The organism is Paenibacillus sp. SYP-B3998 (genome assembly GCF_010820665.1).
GTDB lineage: Bacteria > Bacillota > Bacilli > Paenibacillales > NBRC-103111 > Paenibacillus_E.
Window position 1 is genome coordinate 63,276 of the sequence record NZ_JAAIKC010000013.1, and the last position, 20,443, is coordinate 83,718.

Genomic DNA, 20,443 nt, shown 5'->3' on the forward strand with positions numbered 1-20,443 from the left:
TTGTATGATCTGTGTTATTTTTGATATCCGTCCGGAATTGAAGCTATTGAGATTAAGTACCCATTGTAATGGGGTTTAATGAATATGCGATGGGTGTAAGCATGGCGTTTGCGATCAAAAATTACACATCGAAAATCGTGGATAATTCAGGTTAAGTATGCGCTTTCAATGTGGGGGACAAGGGGTTTTACCTACCATCAAAAATGACATATTTACCGATGTATCATTGTTAACTATTCTTATGTAAACGCTATCAATTTTCTGAATTTTCGAACCGAAGCGTTGAACGCACAATCTCAGACTAACAATTCACAGAAATAGGAGGAGGTGAAACGATGCAGGTTACTCCAAGTATTATACAAGACAACGGGATTCCTAAAGTGAAACTGAAGGAAGAGAAGAATAATCTGAAGAAAAAGATTTTGAAGAACTGGGAACTATATATGTTCATATTACCTGCATTCCTGTACTTTCTTGTGTTCAGCTACGGGCCGATGTACGGCATACAAATCGCATTTAAAAACTTTGTTCCTACCCAAGGCATTCAAGGCAGTTCATGGGTTGGGTTCGACCATTTTACTCGATTCTTTAATTCTTACTATTTCTGGGATCTGATCTGGAACACACTTAGCATCAGTTTATATGAACTTGCGATTGGATTTCCGATTCCGATTATCCTAGCACTTGCTTTTAACGAAATTAAAGACGGTCTCTTCAAAAGAACCGTTCAGACGGTCACTTATGCGCCTCACTTTATTTCGGTCGTTGTAATGGGTGGAATGATCATTTCATTTTTGTCACCTTCAACGGGTATTATTGTTCATTTAATCGAAGCACTTGGATTCGATGCTCCTAAATTTCTTACAGACCCTGCCTGGTTCAAGACGATGTACGTGTTTTCAGGTGTGTGGCAGAGTGCCGGTTGGGGAACAATTATTTACTTAGCAGCTTTGTCTAGTGTAGATCCGGGGCAGCATGAAGCAGCGATTATCGACGGTGCTACCCGGTTCCAACGTATCCGTCACATCAATATTCCGACGATTATTCCGACGATTACAATCTTGTTAATTTTGAACATCGGGAGCTTGCTGGGAGTTGGATTTGAGAAAATCCTCTTGCTGCAGAATTCGCTGAACATGGAAGCATCAGATGTCATTTCAACATTCGTATATCGTTCAGGATTATTAGATGCCCAGTATAGTTTCTCTACAGCAATCGGCTTGTTTAACTCGGTAGTTAACGCAGTTATGCTAATTGTAGTAAATCAGATTGTGCGTCGTACGAGTGAGAATAGCTTGTGGTAGAAGGAAGGGGGAAGCGAATGGCAATCGTTGTTAAACAAGCCAAGACAGATAAACTATTTGGTATTTGTAACTATCTGTATGTATCCTTGGCATTTATGCTTGTGGCTTATCCAGTCATCTACATGATGAGTGCTTCCATCAGTGATCCAAAGCTTGTGAGTTCTGGTGAGATGTGGCTGCTGCCAAAAGGAATTACATGGGAGGGTTATAAGAAAGTTTTTGAGAACAGTGCAATTTGGATAGGTTATGCGAACACGATCCTATATACAGTGGTGGGTACCGCAATTAACTTATTCGTGACCCTTCCGGCAGCGTATGCATTAAGCCGAAAAGATTTCTGGGGACGCGGTTTCTTTATGGGTATGTTCATGGTCACGATGTTTTTCGGCGGTGGACTTGTACCGACTTACTTGCTAGTGAAAAGTTTAGGCATGATCGATACGATGTGGGCGATCGTCATTCCATCAGCTGCATCGATCTGGAATATTATCGTATCACGGACATTCTTCCAATCGATCATTCCAAACGAATTGCAGGAAGCAGCACAAATTGATGGATGTACAAATCTGCGATTATTTATCAAGATTGTACTTCCTCTGTCTATGCCGATTATCGCAGTTATGGCATTGTTCTACGGTGTAGGCAACTGGAACAGCTATTTCTCAGCCATGATTTACTTGGTTGACAATGCGAAGTATCCGCTTCAGCTCGTTTTGCGACAGATCTTGATCTTACAAGAAGCCTCGTCTGTAGGAGTGGGGCTAGATGCAGCAGCAGCAACAGCGATGAATAACAAAGCAGAAGTCGCAGCGCTTGTGAAATATGCAGTTATCATTGTTTCGACACTCCCGGTCATTATGATTTATCCATTCCTTCAGCGTTACTTCGTGCAGGGTATAATGATTGGTTCCGTAAAGGGCTAATCTTATCCATATATAATTTAGGGAAAAGGGGAATTTTAGAATGAAAAAGCTTCTTAAATCTTCGGCTCTAGTGTTAAGTTTGACTTTACTCGGCTCAACAAGTTTAGCTGGTTGCTCTTCATCTAAGGATGGTGCAGGAACGGAGGCTTCTAAGACTGTCGAAGGTGCGAAGAAGGTCGAAGGCGTTAAGAAGGAAGGATTCCCAATCGTTGAACAACCAATTACGTTGACGATGATGGCACAGGATAAAGGCTTGAGTGATTGGAATCAAATGCAAGTCCTTAAGGATATGGAGAAATTGACGAACATTAAGTTTCAATACAAAAATGCACGTGATGACAGCTTTGTAACAAAGAAAAATCTTGTATTTGCTTCTGGTGACTTGCCGGATGTGTTCTACGGAGCAGATCTTACACCTGCAGAGCAAGTAACTTATGGTACACAAGGTGCATTGATTCCACTTGAAGGCTTAATTGAAAGTTATGCTCCAAACTTGAAAAAGGTCTTGGATGAGCACCCGGACATTCGCAAGTCCATTACAGCTCCAGACGGCCATATCTATGCGCTGCCAAACATCGATTTAACTGCGGTATGGTGGCAAGGTCCGATGTGGTATAACGGTAAATTCCTGAAAGCCCTTGGCATGGAAGTGCCGAAGACGACAGATGAACTATACACATACTTGAAACGAGTAAAAGTAGAAGATCCGAACGGAAACGGTAAAAAGGACGAAGTGCCACTTTCCTCGGTAAAACTGAAGGATCTTAGACAGTACTTCCTTGGATTCTGGGGAATGTATGGATCGGACATTTACTCAGATAAAGAAGGCAAAGTCCACTATGCACCAATGGAAGAAGGCTACAAAGGCTACCTTACTTTCATGAATAAATTGTGGAATGAAGACTTGCTTGACCATGAAACATTCTCACAAACAAATGATCAGAAAAAAGCTAAAGGTAAAAATAATCAAATTGGATTGGTTGCTGACTGGTTTGCAGCATTTACCTACGGTGGTGATCCGAACAATGACAACCCGCTTATGACACCGGTGAAGAGTGAAGTACCGGGTTCTCCGGTATACGCTAAGCACCCTGGGCTATCTTCCAATGGTACATTTGCTATTACGAAAAATAACAAATCTCCAGAAGCATCCATGCGTTGGGCAGATTATCAATACGGTTATGAAGGCGCTACTTTGTTCTCCCAAGGTCCTGAGAATGTTCTTTGGAAATATAAAGACAAAGCGGCTCATGAGAAAGAATGGCTTCCCGTTCCTAAAGAGGGTGTAACTCGCGATGACTACAAAGGTCTGCTTACTCCTAACGTAGGGATCGTTCCTCCGGGTATCAACCTTCCAGATGTTACAAAGGGTTTGAGAAGTGATTTTGAGATGTGGTTAGACAAACAAAATCAAGAGAAGCTTGTTCCCATTGCGAAAGCTCCGTTCCCGAACCTTTACTTGACGAAGGAAGAGCAGGCTGAAGCATCTGCTATATTGTCTGACCTCAATAAATACGTAGAGCAAATGGAAGCGAAGTTTGTAACAGGTCAAGAGGCACTTTCCAACTGGGATAAGTACAAAGCTCAAGTAAAGAAAATGGGTGGCGACCGTATCGTAGAATTGAATCAAGCCGCATACGATCGTTGGAACAAAGCTTCGAAATAAATAGCTTGATTGATGCATGAAGGCAAGAAAGGAATCTACCGGGTCATGCTTATGGATGAACCGATAGATTCCTAATATAGGTTATGTTTCGAGGTCGCTTGAATCATCCGTGGCATCTATATTTGTATACAATTTGCGGTACTGACCAGGCGTATAGCCAGTATCCTTCTTGAATTTACGAATAAAGTTAGGCGTATCGAGATAGCCGACTTGCATAATGATATCTTTCAGTGGATCGTTTGTCGTTTTGAGCAGATGCATCACTGCTTCCATTCGTTTTTTCCAGATGTGTTGGATGAAGTTCAGTCCCATCTTATCTTTGAAAGTCCGACTAATATGGGAAGGTGAAACAGCAAATTCGAACGAGATTGATTCGAGACTGAGCGAGCTATCGGTATAGTGTTGATTGATGTAATCCACGATTTGATCCATAAGCGAAAGTTCTTCGTTCTTATGGGTGCGTTCAACTTCATCGCAAATTTGAGAAGCAAATGTCAGGAAGTTGCGTTCTAACTCGTCTAGCGAGTGAAAGATCATATTCGGAGCAACATTTTGCATGTCATGATGAACCCCAAGCTCAAAAGCTGATCTTAGCATTGTATTTAAAATATCGAAGGTGATACATCTTAGAAGCAGTGGAGAAATGTCAGGCGATTGTAAATTTTTGAATGCCGGACGAATGACTTGCTTCGCAGCATCGTAGCTTCCTTGCTTCAAACTTTGTGATAGCTTGAGTAGAGCAGACTGTGGAATCAACACCGAATGATTTGTGGTATAGGATAGCTTCTCAAAATAAGTAACCGTGCTTTGCTCGGAAGACATTCCTAGCTCGTATGCGGAGCAAGCTTCAATGAAAGACTGATTGAGTTGGTCGGGACTCGGATAATGAGTTCCAACACCTATCATCGGAATCATATCCAGCATGTCCAGTTCCAGTACATTGCTGCGAACTGCTTCGACAATACGGCGAACATGGACAAAGGGCTCTGCAGAGCGATCCAGATTAAAGCTGACGATAAGTGCAACCTGATCGAGTTGAGTTAGTTCGACGCCATAGGCAGTTGCTGAAAGCGCTGGAAATTCAACTTGCGTTAGCAATTGAATAACTTCTTGTCTGTTGTGTGGAATTGTTTGCATATTCTTCCAACCCAAGATCATTACAAAGTGCTGAGAATGATTGAACTGAAGATCGAATGCTTTGAGCATATCAGGAGTTGCGCCTTGAGCGTTCCCGTACTTGAGCAGCATGGATAAGAAATGATTGCGCGCATAAGGCTCCTGGAGATCAACGCGAGAGATGTACTCCTGTAAAACGTTTTTGATTCGTTCGAGTTCATTTCCTTGTTGGGATTCGCTCGTTTTAAACCTAGAATTAGCAAACTCGGCGAGCAGTGAAATCGGCTGATATTGGATCCGGGCTAATAACAGAGCGATGATTGCTCCTACAACAACAACAATGCAGAACAACATGATGATGATACTGCGAACATGCACAACACTGCTGAAAAATTGGTCACTCGGCATGACGGTCACATAGGTCCATCCGTTTTCTTCTGATTTTACCGAAACAATGGAATGATCCTTGCCATCTAAAGTTTGGCTGTGAATGCCAGGTGCAAGCTGGAAGAGTGAGCTCACTTCATTCTCTTTAAGAGATTCTTGCTGACTATTAGCAGTCAGTATGCTTCCGTAGTTATCAAAGATATAAGACTGTCCTTGATAATTGCCCAGGATGGAACTGATAAGACTGGAAAGCTCCGATTGTTTGATCAGGTACATCACTGTCCCGTGTGGGTTAGGGCTGTTCGGTGTAATGGGAACGAGATAAGCCAGCACAGATCCCTGCGAGGCCAAGTGATCGCTTGTAAGCTCAGTAGGACGCATCAGAGGGAATGTGACTTTGTTTAAGTCTTGGATTACATCTGCAGAAGACCAATTGTTGAAGCTGAACTGGCTATGAAACACATCTAGACTCGACATTCCTTTGGTCGAATATATTCGATTGTCATTGTGGAAATATAGGAACATTTCACTAATGATTGCGCTCGGTGCTGTGTATTGATTCAAGGCGTCAATGGCTTCTCTACTATAATATGGATCGTGAATCCGATAAGGCGTTAATCTTTCGTCATAAGCGATGCGTGAAGCAATATTGCTTAGTTCTTTTATCCGATCATCAATAATATTTCTGCTCTGGGTTAATTGACTGAGATGGGAGCGCTCAATTTCTGTTCGGAGATTAGTGACAGCGCTTAAATAAATGAACACCGTAATCATAATTAATGGGATAAGCAGAATGAACAAGTAGGACCATATATATTTTTTAAACAGTTTGGACTTGAAGTAATGTCGTTTCATGAATGGTGCCCCCTGTTCGTGTAAAAGGATGCTAATGCTTACATACATTAATGTACTTATTATGAAGATATGATGAATAGTTCAATGATAGCAATAAATATATCATTTGGACATAGAGACAGAGTTCTATTACTTTAGAAGGAAGGACTCTGAAACCCAAGAAAAGCCAAGAAAAGGCAATTAAATTCAATTAAATTCAAGGGAATCAATATACATGTAAAGGACAATTTTGCCTAAGGGTAGGTTGATGAGGAGGAAATTATGAAAATCGGCTTAAGTTCTTATAGCTTGCTGCAAGCGATTAAAGCTGGAGAGTTGACCATTTTGGATGCGATCCAATGGATTGCAGATCATGGTGGGGAACATATGGAAATTGTCCCTTATGGGTATACACTTGTGGACAATCTTGAACTAGCGGATGCGGTTCGAGAGAAGGCAAAGGAAGTGGGAATTGACTTATCTAACTACTCGATGCCAGCGAATTTCGTTCAGGAAACGGAAGAGAAATACCGAGATGAAGTTGCTCGTGTGAAGCAGCATGTTGACCTTGTGCATCGACTAGGTATGAAGCATATGCGCCACGATGTGACGGCTTTTACTTTGCCACCTGAACATATGACGATTGAATGGTTTGAGAAAAACTTGCACTTGATCGTAAGAGGAAGTCAAGAAATCGCCGATTATGCTCTTCAATATGGCATTACGACAACAATTGAGAATCATGGTTTTAGTGTGCAAGCAAGTGACCGAGTACAGCGCGTTCTTCAAGCAGTCAATCGTCCGAATTTCAAGACAACACTCGATATTGGCAATTTCATGTGCGTCGACGAAAATCCGATTATTGGCGTCAAGAAAAATTTGCCTTATGCTTCGCTTGTTCACTTTAAAGATTTCTACTTCCGTCCATATGATGAGCATCCTGGTGACGGAGACTGGTTTATTACCGCTCATGGCAATTACCTTCGTGGCGCGATTGTCGGACAAGGAGATATCGAAATTCGCAAAATTGTTAAGCTCATTAAAGAGTCTGGCTATGACGGATACATTACGATCGAATTTGAAGGCATGGAAGAATGTAAAATGGCTTCCCGCATTGCAATGGACAACTTACGCCGCCTATTTGAACAGTGTCCTCTGTGAGCGCATACTCATGCATGAAGTATCATGAAGAACTATTCCTGAAGTGATTTATTGTCTTAGGATATTCGAGCATCTGATGTTGAATAAGCCAACTTGCACCCTATCTTCTACATTCCTTCCCGGAAATAGCTGATAGGGTGTTTTTGACGTGGAATGAGACTTAATCGGTAGGTGTCTATCGAGAAGATCTGTCATATGACATTAAGGCACTATTCGATTTTACATCACAAGAACTAGTATAAGAGTTGTACAGATGAAGAGATTTCCAAAGTAGAGAGGGAGTGATGGGCATTAATCAAAGAATCCGAAAACACCTGAGAAACTTCGTTTTTTTACTACTTACTTTTGTGACAGGACTATTTTACTTTTGCTTTTATTTGGTGGGCATCACATTGGGAGTCACAATGGCAATTACCATCATAGGACTTCCGACCCTCCATTATGTGTTGCGTTCCACCCATGCGTTTGTGCAGCACGAACGGATACAAACCAAAATCTACACGAATATCTCTATTGGTCCGGTTCCAAGCCGAATAAGAGAGGAAGGAAGCTTGTGGGAGCAGGTTAAAGCTGAGCTATTGAATGAGCGTAATTGGCAAGCGATATTGTGGCTGATGCTGAGATTCGTGATTGGACTTGTCAGTATTATTTGTGTTGCTCTTTTTTACGTGACACCTCTTATTTTCCTGTTAGCTCCTGCCTTGTACCCGTTTTATAATTTTTCATTCTTCGGGATGGAAATCAAAACGTTCGGGGCCTCGCTCCTCATCATGCTTGCAGGTGCCATACTTGTTTGGATCGGTCTTTACTTGGGCAATGGTTTGGTAAAGATGATCGGGGGTCATACGCGTCGTATGGTTAAAGGTTTAGCTCGAAAATAAAGAGATGACAGAAGGTCACTATCATTTATGACACGATCTTTGCCATGCTGAATTGTGGATCCAGTGAAACCCAAAATGAGAGGAAGTGGATGTAGGGTCAGCTGCTTATTTAATCGTCTAAGTAAAGAATCTAGGGAGAAGTATAATTTCTAACGATTGTTGTATCCAATCCAAAATGAAAGTGAGAAAAGATCATGGCAGCGGCACTTATGAAAACATCTTTACAATCCCTCTGGATGATGTGGGAGAACGTGTTTGACTTTTTGACCAGATTTAGAAGCGAGTCTATGAGGGGATACGGCATATGCAAATTGGTGGTCAAGCAGCATCGCGGAAAAAGTATTACCTGTCACGATGGACATCGGATACTTGCCGGGGATTGGGTGGGCGAGCTTCATCTGGATAATCGACAGGTGTTGGGGCTTACACGTACGGTAAGTGCAGATCGAGCGGGGTTGAGTACTGCACGCAAGCTTCGCAATGCGATGAAGCAAATCAGTCAGGAGCTGGAAAGTAATCCAGAACTGGTGAAAATCAAGGCCATAACCGGGATCACGCTGCTTAATAGGGGGATCATTCACGGAATAGGGTTTGAACAGCATCCCATCGAGTCCAAATGGCAGCGACGATTTTATGCGATGTATCTTCGCTTCCTACTTCGTGTGCTGCATCCGGAGGGGAGACAACGAGTCCAACATAGCACTGAGAAGTTAGTTCCCGTGATGCTGGTGATAAGCAAGCAGTCTCTGAAAGAACGTTTTATGGTACGGAAAAATAGATGCGAAACCATCACCGCTTGATGGTCACCAGGATCTGCAGGGTCGAATGAAGAAAGAGGCGGTTTCATGATACAGATGCTAATTGTTTTATCCATAGATGTGATGATCCTCTATATGATCGTTCCCTTTATTCTTACCCGAATATATGGGTGGGGCGTTTTCTCCAAAGGAAAAGTAGCGAAGGAAATTGCCTTTACTTTCGATGACGGTCCTGACCCCCGTTATACGCCTGAATTGCTAATCTTGTTAAAAGAGCATGATGTAAAGGCCACCTTCTTCGTACTGGGCAGCAAAGCGGAAAAATACCCGGAGCTGATTCAGCTAATGCACCAGGAGGGGCACCAAATCGGCATTCATAACTATGTTCACACCTCCAACTGGATCTTGTCTCCATGGGCGAGTAAACGAGAGCAAGCAGATCGCACAGCTGACATTGTCGAGCGAATTACAGGAGAACGACCTACCTTTTACCGACCGCCCTGGGGACTTCTTAATCTAGGCGATCTCCTTTTGATGCGAAAGTTTTATCGAATTGCATTGTGGTCGGTTATGGTGGGAGATTGGAAACCATCGGTCAGCTCGGAACAAATGAAGCGTACCTTGTTGAAAAAAATTAAACCGGGCTCCATCGTCGTTCTGCATGACAGTGGCGATACACTTGGGGCAGATGTGGAAGCGCCGCAGCGTATGATAATAGGACTGAAGGAAGTTCTGAAAGAAGTTCGTACGAAGGGATTGAAATGTCTGCGAACGGATGCGCTGTTGGATAAGGAAGCAGGGAGTATTGGAAAAGTCATGCCAAGAGCCAAACGTTCTGGTCAGGTCCATTCGTAGGCTAGTGTAATGGAAGAGATGGTTACAAGGAGTATCGTTATTTCAATAACTTCTGATTTTTTTTGCTGACATGACAAATAACCCCCTAGATTGTAATCGAATTAACCCGTGGGGGGCTCTAATGTCTATTCTAAGGGGTGCACTGCATCAAAAAGAGTCAATTTTTTTAATTTTGAATTTAGTAGCTTCTTTTTGAAAGATTATCGCTTTCATTTTCCACGTTCCATCTTTTTCGAAGCTGGTTACGGACGCTACTGTTTCACCAACCTGAGCACCAGAGTCATCGTATAGCATTATATTAATTTCAATATTTTTCAGCTCTTTTCCAGAGTTGTTTTTTACGGTACCCACCACATATTTTTGATCATATTCACCCTCTTGGATTTTCGTGTCGGTTATATCGAGTTGACTTAGGTCATGCTGCTTAATCCGCTTCTCTTCTTCTATATGATCTTGTATTTTTTGATCTGCAATAGCCAAGGCATTCGCCCGTTGCTTTGCTTCTAAAGCTTGCCTTTGATCAACATTCGTTTTTAATGGCGAACTGTTTAATTGAGAATTCGAGCAAGCTGCGAGCAGCACGCATATTGTCGCTATAAAGAAAATTTTATGCATATGTTTGACGACTCCTATATCCAAATTGAGACTTAAGTGCGGTTGATTATATCACGAATTACGGAGATATGCATGTATAATCTACCATTTCCGTGACTCTGCGAGGGGCAGATCCTCCCGTGGGCATTTTATTGCCGAACAATGGCATGAAGCAATCAGTTTGAGCTCCCGTGTTTTTATTTCTTCGTGCTATTTGTGATGTATAGCGAACGTTGAGCTCGGCTCCATGCGTGCAAACATTCAAGTATATCGGAAATTTAATAGAAAATGTATAGACTTATGAGGCCGTATATTCCATAATTATTTTGATACATATTGTATCTAAATAATTATGGGGGTAGCTTATGAAAATATCCTATTCGAACTGGCTCTATGCAATGATTTTGTCGGTACTTGTTCTTGTGTCATTACCTGTCGGTTCTAGCGCACAGGATGGGGGAATTAGAATTGAAAAGCAGGCACCTGGGATTGTGGGTAATGTCGGGAGTAAGTTTGAAGTGAGAGTACTTGTTTATTATAACTATCCAATTACGAAAGTAACCGCACAGCTGGATACCGTATCCATAGATTTGGTACGGGTTAATTCCTCACAGACATGGAAAGTGCAAATGGACATTGCATCTTTAGGTAAAGGAAAAAAGAACGGCTTCATCACAGCAAAAGATATTCAAGGAAATATAGCGAGCATACCCTTTCAAGTGAATTATGATGATCCACCGACAATCGACGTCCAACAACCGGATATTTTCTCCATTACAACCAGAGATGTACACGTGAAGATGTCATGCATGGACGATGACCCTGCTGGGTGCAAGAAAGTCACCGTAGAGGCAAACGACAAACAGATTTTGTCGAGCGTAAGCACGATCGACAAGGTGATATCACTTGCTCAATACGAAGGCAAAAGAGTTACTTTAAAGTTTACTGGATACGATTCGGCGGGGCAGCGGGTTTCAGCAGTAAGATATGTGAGCGTAGGAGGAAATAATCGTCGTCTAACCCTGGTGAATAGTTTTCCAAATGCAAGGTTGCTTGACTATGATTCAGCCAGAGCGCTTCTCCTTCACGAAAATAAATTTGAAATTAGGGATCTGCATTCGGGCCAAGTGGTCGCATCCATTCCAAACCGTTTAGACATAACAATTAAAGAAGCCCATTTGACGCCCAAAGGGGCCATGATTAGGACGGATGGAATTTTTGACGAATGGGAGTCTAGAGAAGAATTGTACGAATGGAGAGAAGATCGGCTAGACTTTGTCCTAAATACGGATAAGTATGCCGTGTTTGATAACCTGATAAAAATAAATGGCAACTATGCTCTGTTTGTGAAAAATGGCATCCTATTAAGGAATTTATTAACGGGAGTAGACACAAAAATCTCGCAAGGTTCTCAAATGTTTGAACTCTTACAAGATGGCACTGCGATTTATTATGAAGATGGGGTTTATAAGCAATATAAGGAAAGCGCAGGTGCTTCGTTATTCTTACCTGCATTACCTGGATACTCTTTGGCAACGACGGATGGGATTAACACGTTATTTAAGAAATGGCTTCTTCCAGACGGCTCCCCCTATCAAAAATTTGCACTTCTGCTGCATAATTCAGCAGGTGACCGCGAGCTAGGCACAGTTGAGCTAAGTACTGGGATGACGTTACCATTTCCGACTGAATTTATGGTGAATAACGGATGGATCGCCTATGCTCGAATAGATCACAGCCAAGATACAAGTGAAGAGGATGCCGGCATCCGGCAACTATGGGTCATTTCTCCTGACGGAACGGAGCGAAAAGTTACGGATAAATTTTTTGGTTTGGAGGCGCTCTCGGAAAATGGAGATATCGCATTTACGAAGGGGTTCTATGAAAGTACGGGGGAAATATATGTAAGCAACAACGTCACAGGTCAGAGAGATGGTATCGTACGAATACCCTCAGCAGCAGCAGCAAGGCCTATTTGGAAGGATGGTCAATGGTATGGTGTCAGTGGATATTCGCAAGTATATAGTATCAACACAGCTATGCCTGATCCAGAACTGCTTTTTATAAGCCCGAGACACCTTCAGTCCCTTTACACAGATACTCCTACTATTGTAGCGGCAGTGAAGGCAAGCGAGGTGGGGATCGACCCAGCTTCCATTGTGGTGAAGTTGGACGATAAACAAGTACCAGCCCAATATGTGAGTGAGTCTTCATCCATTATCGTGCGAACACGGGTGGAAACAAAGGGTTTCCATAAAATAACTATTGATCTTGCCGATAAAAATGGAAATCACATGGATGTGTTGGAAAGTTATTTTGAAATTTTAATGGGTGATTCTTCAGATAATTATTATGTGGCGCTGGGCGACTCTTTAGCCGCTGGTGTGACGCCAACAGGAACGATAGACATCGGTTATACGGATTACCTCTCTAAGTATTTGTACGACAAAGGAGATTTGTATGCAAGCAATGATAATTTCGCTGTTCCTGGTTACACTTCTAATCAGGTTTTGGCGGATATTCAGAATAATGTTCGTGATTTGGGAGGTGGGATAAAGGATCATTTAGCTAGAGCTAGGATGGTTACGATTGATGCAGGGGCCAACGATTTCTTGCAAGCGTTGGAGGCTAATCATTATCAGCTTAGTTCGGCTCAAGCCCAGCAGCTTATTGCTTCCGTATCAGGAAACACGAACCAAATTATGACTGAAATCAAAATGTTAAACCCAGCTGCGCAGGTCTATGTCATGGGTTATTACGATGCCTTCCATAACGCGCCTTTAACAGACATTCAGAAAGCTGGATTGCTGCAAATTTTGGATGAGTTGAATGAAGCGGTTTCTCAAGTTGTACAGCAAAAAGGCGGGTTTTTCGTACCTACGAAAGAAGCGATTGCTGCTAATTATGCTTTGTATTTGCCGACCACGGATATTCATCCAAGCTTGGAAGGTTATCAAGTGATTGCCGATGAGTTTAAGAGGTTCATTCAGCCCCAATTGCTTTGGTCTGGGAATAGCGCTTTAACGGCAACGGATATTACGTCATCAGGGCTTAAACTTCAATGGACAGCCGCTGGAGAGGAAACTGTCTCTTACAGTGTGTATAAGAATGGTCAAAGGTTAGCTATTTTGTCTGGTGATGTAAGTAACTATGAAGTAGCGGAGTTAAAGTCAAATACTGCCTATGATTTTAAAATTGAGGCTAGCCATGATTCTGAGCACTGGTCTAAAAATGGACCAAAGATAACCGCGAAAACAGTCAAGGGCCCACTAGAATTAGATACAACGGCTCCCACAATCAGCAATGTGGAGCCTGCTGATGGACAAATAATAACGACAGCAGCACCGACACTGTCAGCCCAATTAACAGATATGGATTCTGGTATCAATACAGATTCCATTCGTCTCAAACTGGATGGAGAAGTCTTGCAAGCTCAGTATGAGAACTCTACAATGACCGTTACAGCTTCAGCTTATGGCTTGTCGAATGGCATCCATCATCTGGAGATTATCGTTGCGGATCGTGCTGGGAATACAGCGCTATCAACCACTAGCTTCCAAAAGAAAGATCTGGAGCCGATTGGTAAATTACAGTTCACTACCCTCGTAACGATGGTAGGCGAGAGTGCGGGTACGGTAACGGCCACTGTATATCGCAGCGGAGGCAGCCGCGGAGAGATAACGGTCAAGTATATGACATTGAACAGGTCTGCTCTGGCAGGAAGCGACTACATTTCCTCATCGGGTCAACTGACGTTCAGTGATGGCGAAATGAAGAAAAGCATTCAAGTTAAGATCGTGAATGATACTGACAAAGAACAATTAGAAGCATTTTATCTGGGTTTGTATGCTCCTTCCGAGGAAGGAGCCCTGGGAGCCGATACGGGCACGACTTTCATCATTAGGGATGACGATTAATATCAGGAGGAAATAGGCAGCATAGCAAAGCTGTAAAATTATAGCTTCCGATATGGTTAATTTCTAAATTCCTAGCTATCTAGGTCCCATGCCCGCGATATCAGCTGCGTTCACTCCAATGAGTGGACGCACTTTTTATTTAGCAGCCGCCTTTTTATTTTTGTTCCACAGAAACGAAATCGGTCGCCACGGCAAGCTGGGTGAATAGAGTGGATGGACGACCATAAACGAATACAAAGATTTAAAACTGTAGCAGCAACAAAAAAATCGAAACGTTTCTATTGTATAAGAGAACAAGCTGAATTTGCATTTATCTACTTGTATCTATCAATATATTACAAATTATAAGCGTTTCTAATAAAAAATAATAATGTGTTACACCAATTGACTATACGTTTTATATTTATTAGAATTATAAACAGCTAAATCGAAACGTTTCTATTGATTTGAATATCTTGAATTACTAACTAAATTATTAACTTAAAATGAGGGATAAAATCATGGATCATCAACTACTTTCTCTAATCCATCAAATGACGCGAGAGGAGAAAATCGCACAACTGATGCAGTTGGCGGCGCCTTTCTTTGAAGGCGGGGAGAATGAGGGGCAGATCACGGGCCCCATGGCTTCCATGGGCATTTCGGAGCAAACTGTGCGAAATGCCGGCTCCGTACTTGGCTTAGCTGGGGCAAAGCAGGTTATTGATATTCAGCAGGCCCATTTGAAAAGTAATCGCTTAGGCATTCCACTGCTTTTCATGGCGGATATTATCCACGGCTATCGAACTATTTTCCCGGTAACGTTGGCTATCGGCTGCTCATGGGATTTGGAGCTAGCAGAAAAAAGTGCAGAAATCGCTGCCAAAGAAGCAGCCGTTTCTGGCATTCATGTTACCTTTGCGCCCATGGTCGATCTCGTGCGAGATCCGCGTTGGGGAAGGGTTATGGAGTCGACAGGGGAAGATCCTTATTTGAACAGCCTATTCGCTCGTGCGTTCGTCCGGGGGTTCCAAGGTAAAGATTTATCGACGGAGACCGATAGGGTTGCTGCATGTGTGAAACATTTTGCCGCTTATGGCGCGGCCGAAGCCGGACGTGATTACAATACCGTGGATCTGTCAGAACGACAGCTTCGAGAATTTTATTTACCCGCGTACAAAGCGGCGCTAGACGAAGGCTGTGAGATGGTGATGACGGCTTTCAATACAGTCGATGGTATTCCCGCCAGTGGCAATAAATGGCTGATGCGAGATTTGTTGCGAGAAGAATGGGGCTTTGACGGTGTTCTAATCTCAGATTGGGGAGCGGTGAAAGAAATGATTCCGCACGGTGTTGCTGCGGATGAGGCGGAAGCTGCTCATAAAGCCATTCAGGCTGGTGTCGACATCGAGATGATGACGCCTTGTTATATCAATCATCTAGATACGCTCGTCGAGATCGGTGCCGTAGAAGAGAGGCTCATTGATGAGGCGGTTCTGCGCATTTTGCGTCTAAAGAAAAAATTGGGCTTGTTTGAGCACCCTCTGAGGGGAGCAGACCCGGAACGGGAACGTGCTATCGTGTTCTGTGAAGATCACCGGCAAGCATCCCGCAAGCTTGCGGAGAAATCTTGCGTTTTGCTGAAGAATGACAACAATGTACTGCCGCTTAAATTAGGACAGAAAATCGCTTTGATTGGCCCCTTCGCCAAGAGCGGAGATATTCTCGGGCCTTGGTCTGGGCTGGGTTCCAAAGAAGAAGCCGTACAGTTATATGATGGAATGGTTTCTATCATGGGGGCATCTTTACTAGCAGTGGCTGAGGGATGCGGTGTCGAGACGGCTGCTACGGAGCAGCAAATGAACGAAGCGCTGCAAATTGCTCATCATGCTGACGTCATCGTACTAGCTTTGGGTGAACATTCCGATATGAGCGGCGAGGCTGGAAGTCGGGCGGATATCAGGTTGCCACAAGCTCAGCTTGACCTACTTGCACAATTGAAATCGCTAAACAAACCAATGGTGACCATTTTGTTCAATGGAAGACCGCTGGATCTGCATGGTGTTGTTGACCAGGTCGATGCGGTGTTGGAGGCTTGGTTCCCAGGCAGCGAGGGTGGTGCGGCCATCGCCGACCTCTTGTTCGGTAACGTCCAACCAGTCGGCAGGTTGAGTATGTCATTCCCTTATTCGGTTGGTCAAATTCCCGTTTATTACAACGCTTTTAATACGGGAAGACCAAAAGGGGCTCCTGATGCGCAAGAACGATATATTTCTCAATATTTAGATATTCCAAACGAGCCCTTATTCCCATTTGGATTCGGTTTAAGTTATACGACGTTTGCTTACGAAGACGCACAGCTGTCTGCTGAGACAATAACAGAGGAACAAACACTGACCATAAAGGTGCGAGTTAGCAACACAGGAAACGTTCCTGGTGAGGAAGTTGTCCAGCTTTATGTAAGGGATATGTCAGGTGATGTCGTTCGTCCGCTCAAAGAATTGAAGGCGTTCCGTCGTGTATCGCTGCAGCCTGGCGAGAGTGAAGAAGTCTGTTTCAGTATAACTGAGCCGCAGCTTCGTTATTACCATGCTGACTACAAATATGCTAGCGACGCAGGTGACTTCATTGTTTATGTGGGTCCTAACAGCCGAGATACGATGGAGCTCCGATTCCAACTGGTAAAAAATAAACAAGAAATGAGTGAAGCATAATGATAAATAAAGTCGATTCTAAGTTTCATTTACAAGAGGGGCATCTGCGTTTCACCTTTTTGAATAGCGGTGATCTATATGAAGCGTCTCATGCAGATACACTTATCAATCAACTGCTTACCAATCCCATTGACGGATCTTTAAATAATATATACCTACGGATTCATCGGTCAACTGGCATCGAAGCGGTCCCTCTGCTCGGCGTTCGCTCTGCAAGCCAGATGCGCGCTTCGGAGGAAGCGCTGACTTGGGAGGGTTCTGTGTGTGGGATCGCATACAAAGTTGATTTCCGTCTGACAGATCGTGGCGTTTGGTTCTGGGATGTACAGCTAGACGGTAGCGACGAGGAAGTAGATTTGATCTATGGTCAGGATATCGGGATTGCTGACAAGGCGGCAGTACGTTCCAATGAAGCGTATTTATCCCAATATATTGATCATACCGCCTTTAAAGATGAGGAAAAAGGGTTTGTCATTTGTTCCCGCCAAAACCAAGCTCAACAAGGGAAATTCCCTTATATGCAGCAAGGGGTGTTGACAGGAGCAACTGGATATTCCACAGATGGCTTCCAGTTTTATGGCCTCTCTTATAAAGAGACCAATGAACCAGAGAGCCTGACAATGGAAACACTGGCGAACGAAATTTATCAATATGAGTTTGCGTATGTGGCCCTGCAGTCAGCGCGCGTGAAGCTGGATGGACAGACTCGAATTGTATTCTATGGACTGTTCAAAGAAGACCATCCCGCGCCAATAATGGCGCTAGAATATGGAGCAGATGTTGCGGATGCTTGGATGCAGATCGAAGCGCAACTGCCTGTCGAAGGACGTTCTATCGAGAAGGCTGCGCTTAAATCGACCATCGGCAAGCCTTTGCGTTCGTTGGAGATGAGCGTCGAAGAAATCAATCATCGCTTCCCGGCTCGACATCAAGAGGAATGGGACGGAGAGACCTTGCTTTCCTTCTTTACACCGACGAATGAGCATGTCGTACTGAAGGAGAAAGAGCTTCAGGTTGAGCGTCCGCACGGGCACATTTTGATGACCGGCAATAATGACCAGATGAACGAGCACATTCTGACCTCGACATCGTACATGTATGGCATATTTAATTCTCAAGTCGTGGTGGGCAACACCTCATTCAACAAAATGCTAACGAATGCTCGTAACGCATTGAATGTCATGAAAACATCTGGACAGCGTATTTATGTCGAACTGGATGGAGATTATCGGCTTTTAGCCATGCCATCCTTATATGAGATGGGTTTCAACTATGCCAGATGGTATTACAAAATGCCAGAGGATACACTGGTCATCACCACTTTTACCACGGTGGATACGCCTGAGATATTCCTCACGGTTACCTCCGAGAGCGGAAAACTATATCGTTACCTGCTAACGAATCAAGTGACGATGAATAATAATGAGTACGAAGTGCCGTTTCATTCGAAACAGGACGGAGCTATGTTAACATTCCGAGCGGACAACAGTTCCCAAAGCGCTTCGGTCTATCCAGATTTGTGTTACCGTTTGTTGGTGTCGGGAGCGGAGTTGAGCGTCGGTGACGAGCGTATGCTAGCAGAGCATGTCGAGCCTAATGAAGCGTCACTAGTCGTCATGCAGCTTACCGAAAGCAAGTCTTGGAGCCTAACCATTCAAGGGTTACTTCATGGACAAGAACTGCCTTTTGTTTCCCGTGATATGGAAATGGAAATAATAGCGTATCGTCAATATTTTAAGAAGATATTGAACGGCTTTCACCTTTCTTTAAACGGCGAAGCAACTGATGAACTCGATAAAGTAAACGCGTTAGCCTATTGGTACACCCATAATATGCTTGTTCATTTCTCGGTACCGCACGGTCTTGAGCAGTACGGTGGAGCAGCTTGGGGAACGCGCGACGTGTGTCAGGGGCCCGTCGAATATTTCATGGCAACCCAGAAGCATGTCATGGTACGGGAAATCCTGTTGACGTTATACGCCCATCAATACGAAGATACCGGGAACTGGCCGCAATGGTTTATGTTCGATCGGTATACAAAGATTCAGCAGGAAGAAAGTCACGGCGACATTATCGTTTGGCCACTTAAAGTACTGGGGGATTACTTGAACGTCACCAAGGACTACAGCATTCTGCAGGAGCTCGTGCCTTACATGGATCGCCATACGTTTGACTTCACAGAAGAGCGAACATCTTTACTTATGCATGCCCGTAAGGAAATCCAATATATCAAGGAGCATTTTCTGCACGAGACACACTTGTCGGCCTATGGAGATGGCGATTGGGACGATACGCTGCAACCGGCCAATGCGCAGCTTAAGCAGTATATGGTAAGCAGCTGGACGGTAGCCTTGACCTATCAGGCGATGAATCAGTTATCCGCAGCGTTAGTGGACTACGATAAGGTGATGGCGGAAGAATTGCACGAACTTGCATCTGGCATCCAAGCAGACTTCCACCGCTATATGCTGCAAACAGAAGTCATTCCAGGGTTTCTATACATGGAGGAGCCGGGACAAGCCGAGTTGATGCTTCATCCAGAGGATACCAAGACTGGCATCCATTATCGTTTGCTACCCATGACGCGCAGCATGATTAGCGAGCTGCTCACCAAGGAGCAGGCGGAGGCTCATTACACGCTTATTAAGGAAAAGCTGTATTATTCAGACGGCGTCCGACTGATGAATCGTCCAGCTAATTACAATGGCGGCGTTAGCACACACTTCAAACGTGCCGAACAGGCTGCCAACTTCGGAAGGGAAATCGGACTGCAGTATGTGCATGCCCATATTCGCTTCGTCGAGGCGATGGCCAAGCTTGGTCATCAAGATGAGGTGTGGCAAGGACTTCTGAGGATTAATCCGATCGGACTTCGAGATATCGTTTCGAATGCTGAGATGCGCCAGAGTAATGCATATTTCAGCAGCTCGGATGGTAAATTCAAGGACCGTTACGAAGCGCAAGAGCGTTTTGAAGATCTCAAACAAGGCAAGGTTCCGGTTAAAGGGGGCTGGAGAATTTATTCTAGCGGTCCAGGGATTTATATGAATCAGCTTATCTCCAATTGCCTTGGCATCCGTCAGGAGGGGGGAGATTTGGTTATCGATCCTGTTCTTCCTGCTCATTTAAACGGCTTGCAGTTTGAATTCCGCTTCATTGACCGACCTATCCAATTCGTCTATCATCTCAGTGGCTGTCCAGTAAGTCTTGTAAAGGTGAATGGCGAAGCAGTACCTGCTCAAATGGTACAGAACCGTTACCGGAAAGGCGGCTTGCGAATGACTAGGGAGCTGCTTGAATCGGTTCTCACTTCTGAGAGCAACAAGATTGATATCTATATGTGACCAAATGGCG

12 protein-coding genes are annotated in these 20,443 nt (G+C 43.8%); 10 read left to right on the forward strand and 2 right to left on the reverse strand.

All coding sequences use genetic code 11. The features are described 5' to 3' along the window. The first annotated feature begins 335 nt into the window (after positions 1-335). From GK047_RS24215 to GK047_RS24225, 3 genes are read left to right on the forward strand one after another with little or no spacing between them, the layout of a single operon-like run. The gene (locus GK047_RS24215; protein WP_163952598.1) at positions 336-1,304 is read left to right on the forward strand and encodes an ABC transporter permease; all 969 of its coding nucleotides are present in this window, start codon (positions 336-338) and stop codon (positions 1,302-1,304) included. A gap of 17 nt (positions 1,305-1,321) precedes the next feature. Continuing rightward, entirely contained in the window at positions 1,322-2,227 is a 906-nt protein-coding gene (locus tag GK047_RS24220) for a carbohydrate ABC transporter permease (RefSeq protein ID WP_163952600.1), read from the forward strand. A 40-nt stretch (positions 2,228-2,267) separates the two neighbouring features. Beyond that, positions 2,268-3,893, forward strand: coding sequence for a type 2 periplasmic-binding domain-containing protein (locus tag GK047_RS24225; protein WP_163952602.1), 1,626 nt, complete (start codon positions 2,268-2,270; stop codon positions 3,891-3,893). An 81-nt stretch (positions 3,894-3,974) separates the two neighbouring features. Here GK047_RS24225 and GK047_RS24230 read toward each other — a convergent pair whose 3' ends face one another. After that, a complete protein-coding gene (locus GK047_RS24230) occupies positions 3,975-6,251 on the reverse strand; it encodes a helix-turn-helix domain-containing protein (RefSeq protein WP_163952604.1) in 2,277 nt (758 codons plus the stop codon). Between the two features lie 261 nt (positions 6,252-6,512). Between GK047_RS24230 and GK047_RS24235 the strand changes: the two genes are divergently transcribed. From GK047_RS24235 to GK047_RS24250, 4 genes are all read left to right on the forward strand, one after another. Then, complete coding sequence (locus GK047_RS24235; RefSeq protein ID WP_163952606.1) at positions 6,513-7,391, forward strand: sugar phosphate isomerase/epimerase family protein; 879 nt, start codon at positions 6,513-6,515, stop codon at positions 7,389-7,391. A 284-nt stretch (positions 7,392-7,675) separates the two neighbouring features. Continuing rightward, positions 7,676-8,272: a sensor domain-containing protein gene (locus GK047_RS24240; protein WP_240344171.1), complete on the forward strand. Its 597-nt coding sequence runs from the start codon at positions 7,676-7,678 to the stop codon at positions 8,270-8,272. A 209-nt stretch (positions 8,273-8,481) separates the two neighbouring features. After that, entirely contained in the window at positions 8,482-9,072 is a 591-nt protein-coding gene (locus GK047_RS24245) for a YkoP family protein (protein WP_240344172.1), read from the forward strand. A gap of 45 nt (positions 9,073-9,117) precedes the next feature. After that, positions 9,118-9,885: a polysaccharide deacetylase family protein gene (locus GK047_RS24250; RefSeq protein ID WP_163952612.1), complete on the forward strand. Its 768-nt coding sequence runs from the start codon at positions 9,118-9,120 to the stop codon at positions 9,883-9,885. Positions 9,886-10,032: 147 nt separating this feature from the next. On the opposite strand, the gene GK047_RS24255 is transcribed toward GK047_RS24250, so the two are convergent. Then, positions 10,033-10,500, reverse strand: a complete 468-nt coding sequence (locus GK047_RS24255; RefSeq protein ID WP_163952614.1) for an FxLYD domain-containing protein — start codon at positions 10,498-10,500, stop codon at positions 10,033-10,035. Positions 10,501-10,844: 344 nt separating this feature from the next. Here GK047_RS24255 and GK047_RS24260 point away from each other — a divergent pair, with 344 nt between their 5' ends. From GK047_RS24260 to GK047_RS24270, 3 genes are all read left to right on the forward strand, one after another. Further along, positions 10,845-14,396 carry a GDSL-type esterase/lipase family protein gene (locus tag GK047_RS24260; RefSeq protein WP_163952616.1) on the forward strand — a complete coding sequence of 1,184 codons (3,552 nt, stop codon included), beginning with the start codon at positions 10,845-10,847 and terminating at the stop codon, positions 14,394-14,396. 500 nt (positions 14,397-14,896) lie between these two features. Further along, on the forward strand, positions 14,897-17,089 hold the full coding sequence (bglX, locus tag GK047_RS24265) for a beta-glucosidase BglX (RefSeq protein WP_205516956.1): 2,193 nt from the start codon (positions 14,897-14,899) through the stop codon (positions 17,087-17,089). Next, on the forward strand, positions 17,089-20,433 hold the full coding sequence (locus GK047_RS24270) for a GH36-type glycosyl hydrolase domain-containing protein (RefSeq protein WP_163952618.1): 3,345 nt from the start codon (positions 17,089-17,091) through the stop codon (positions 20,431-20,433). The genes bglX and GK047_RS24270 overlap by 1 nt, the downstream gene beginning before the upstream one ends. Positions 20,434-20,443: the final 10 nt, after the last annotated feature.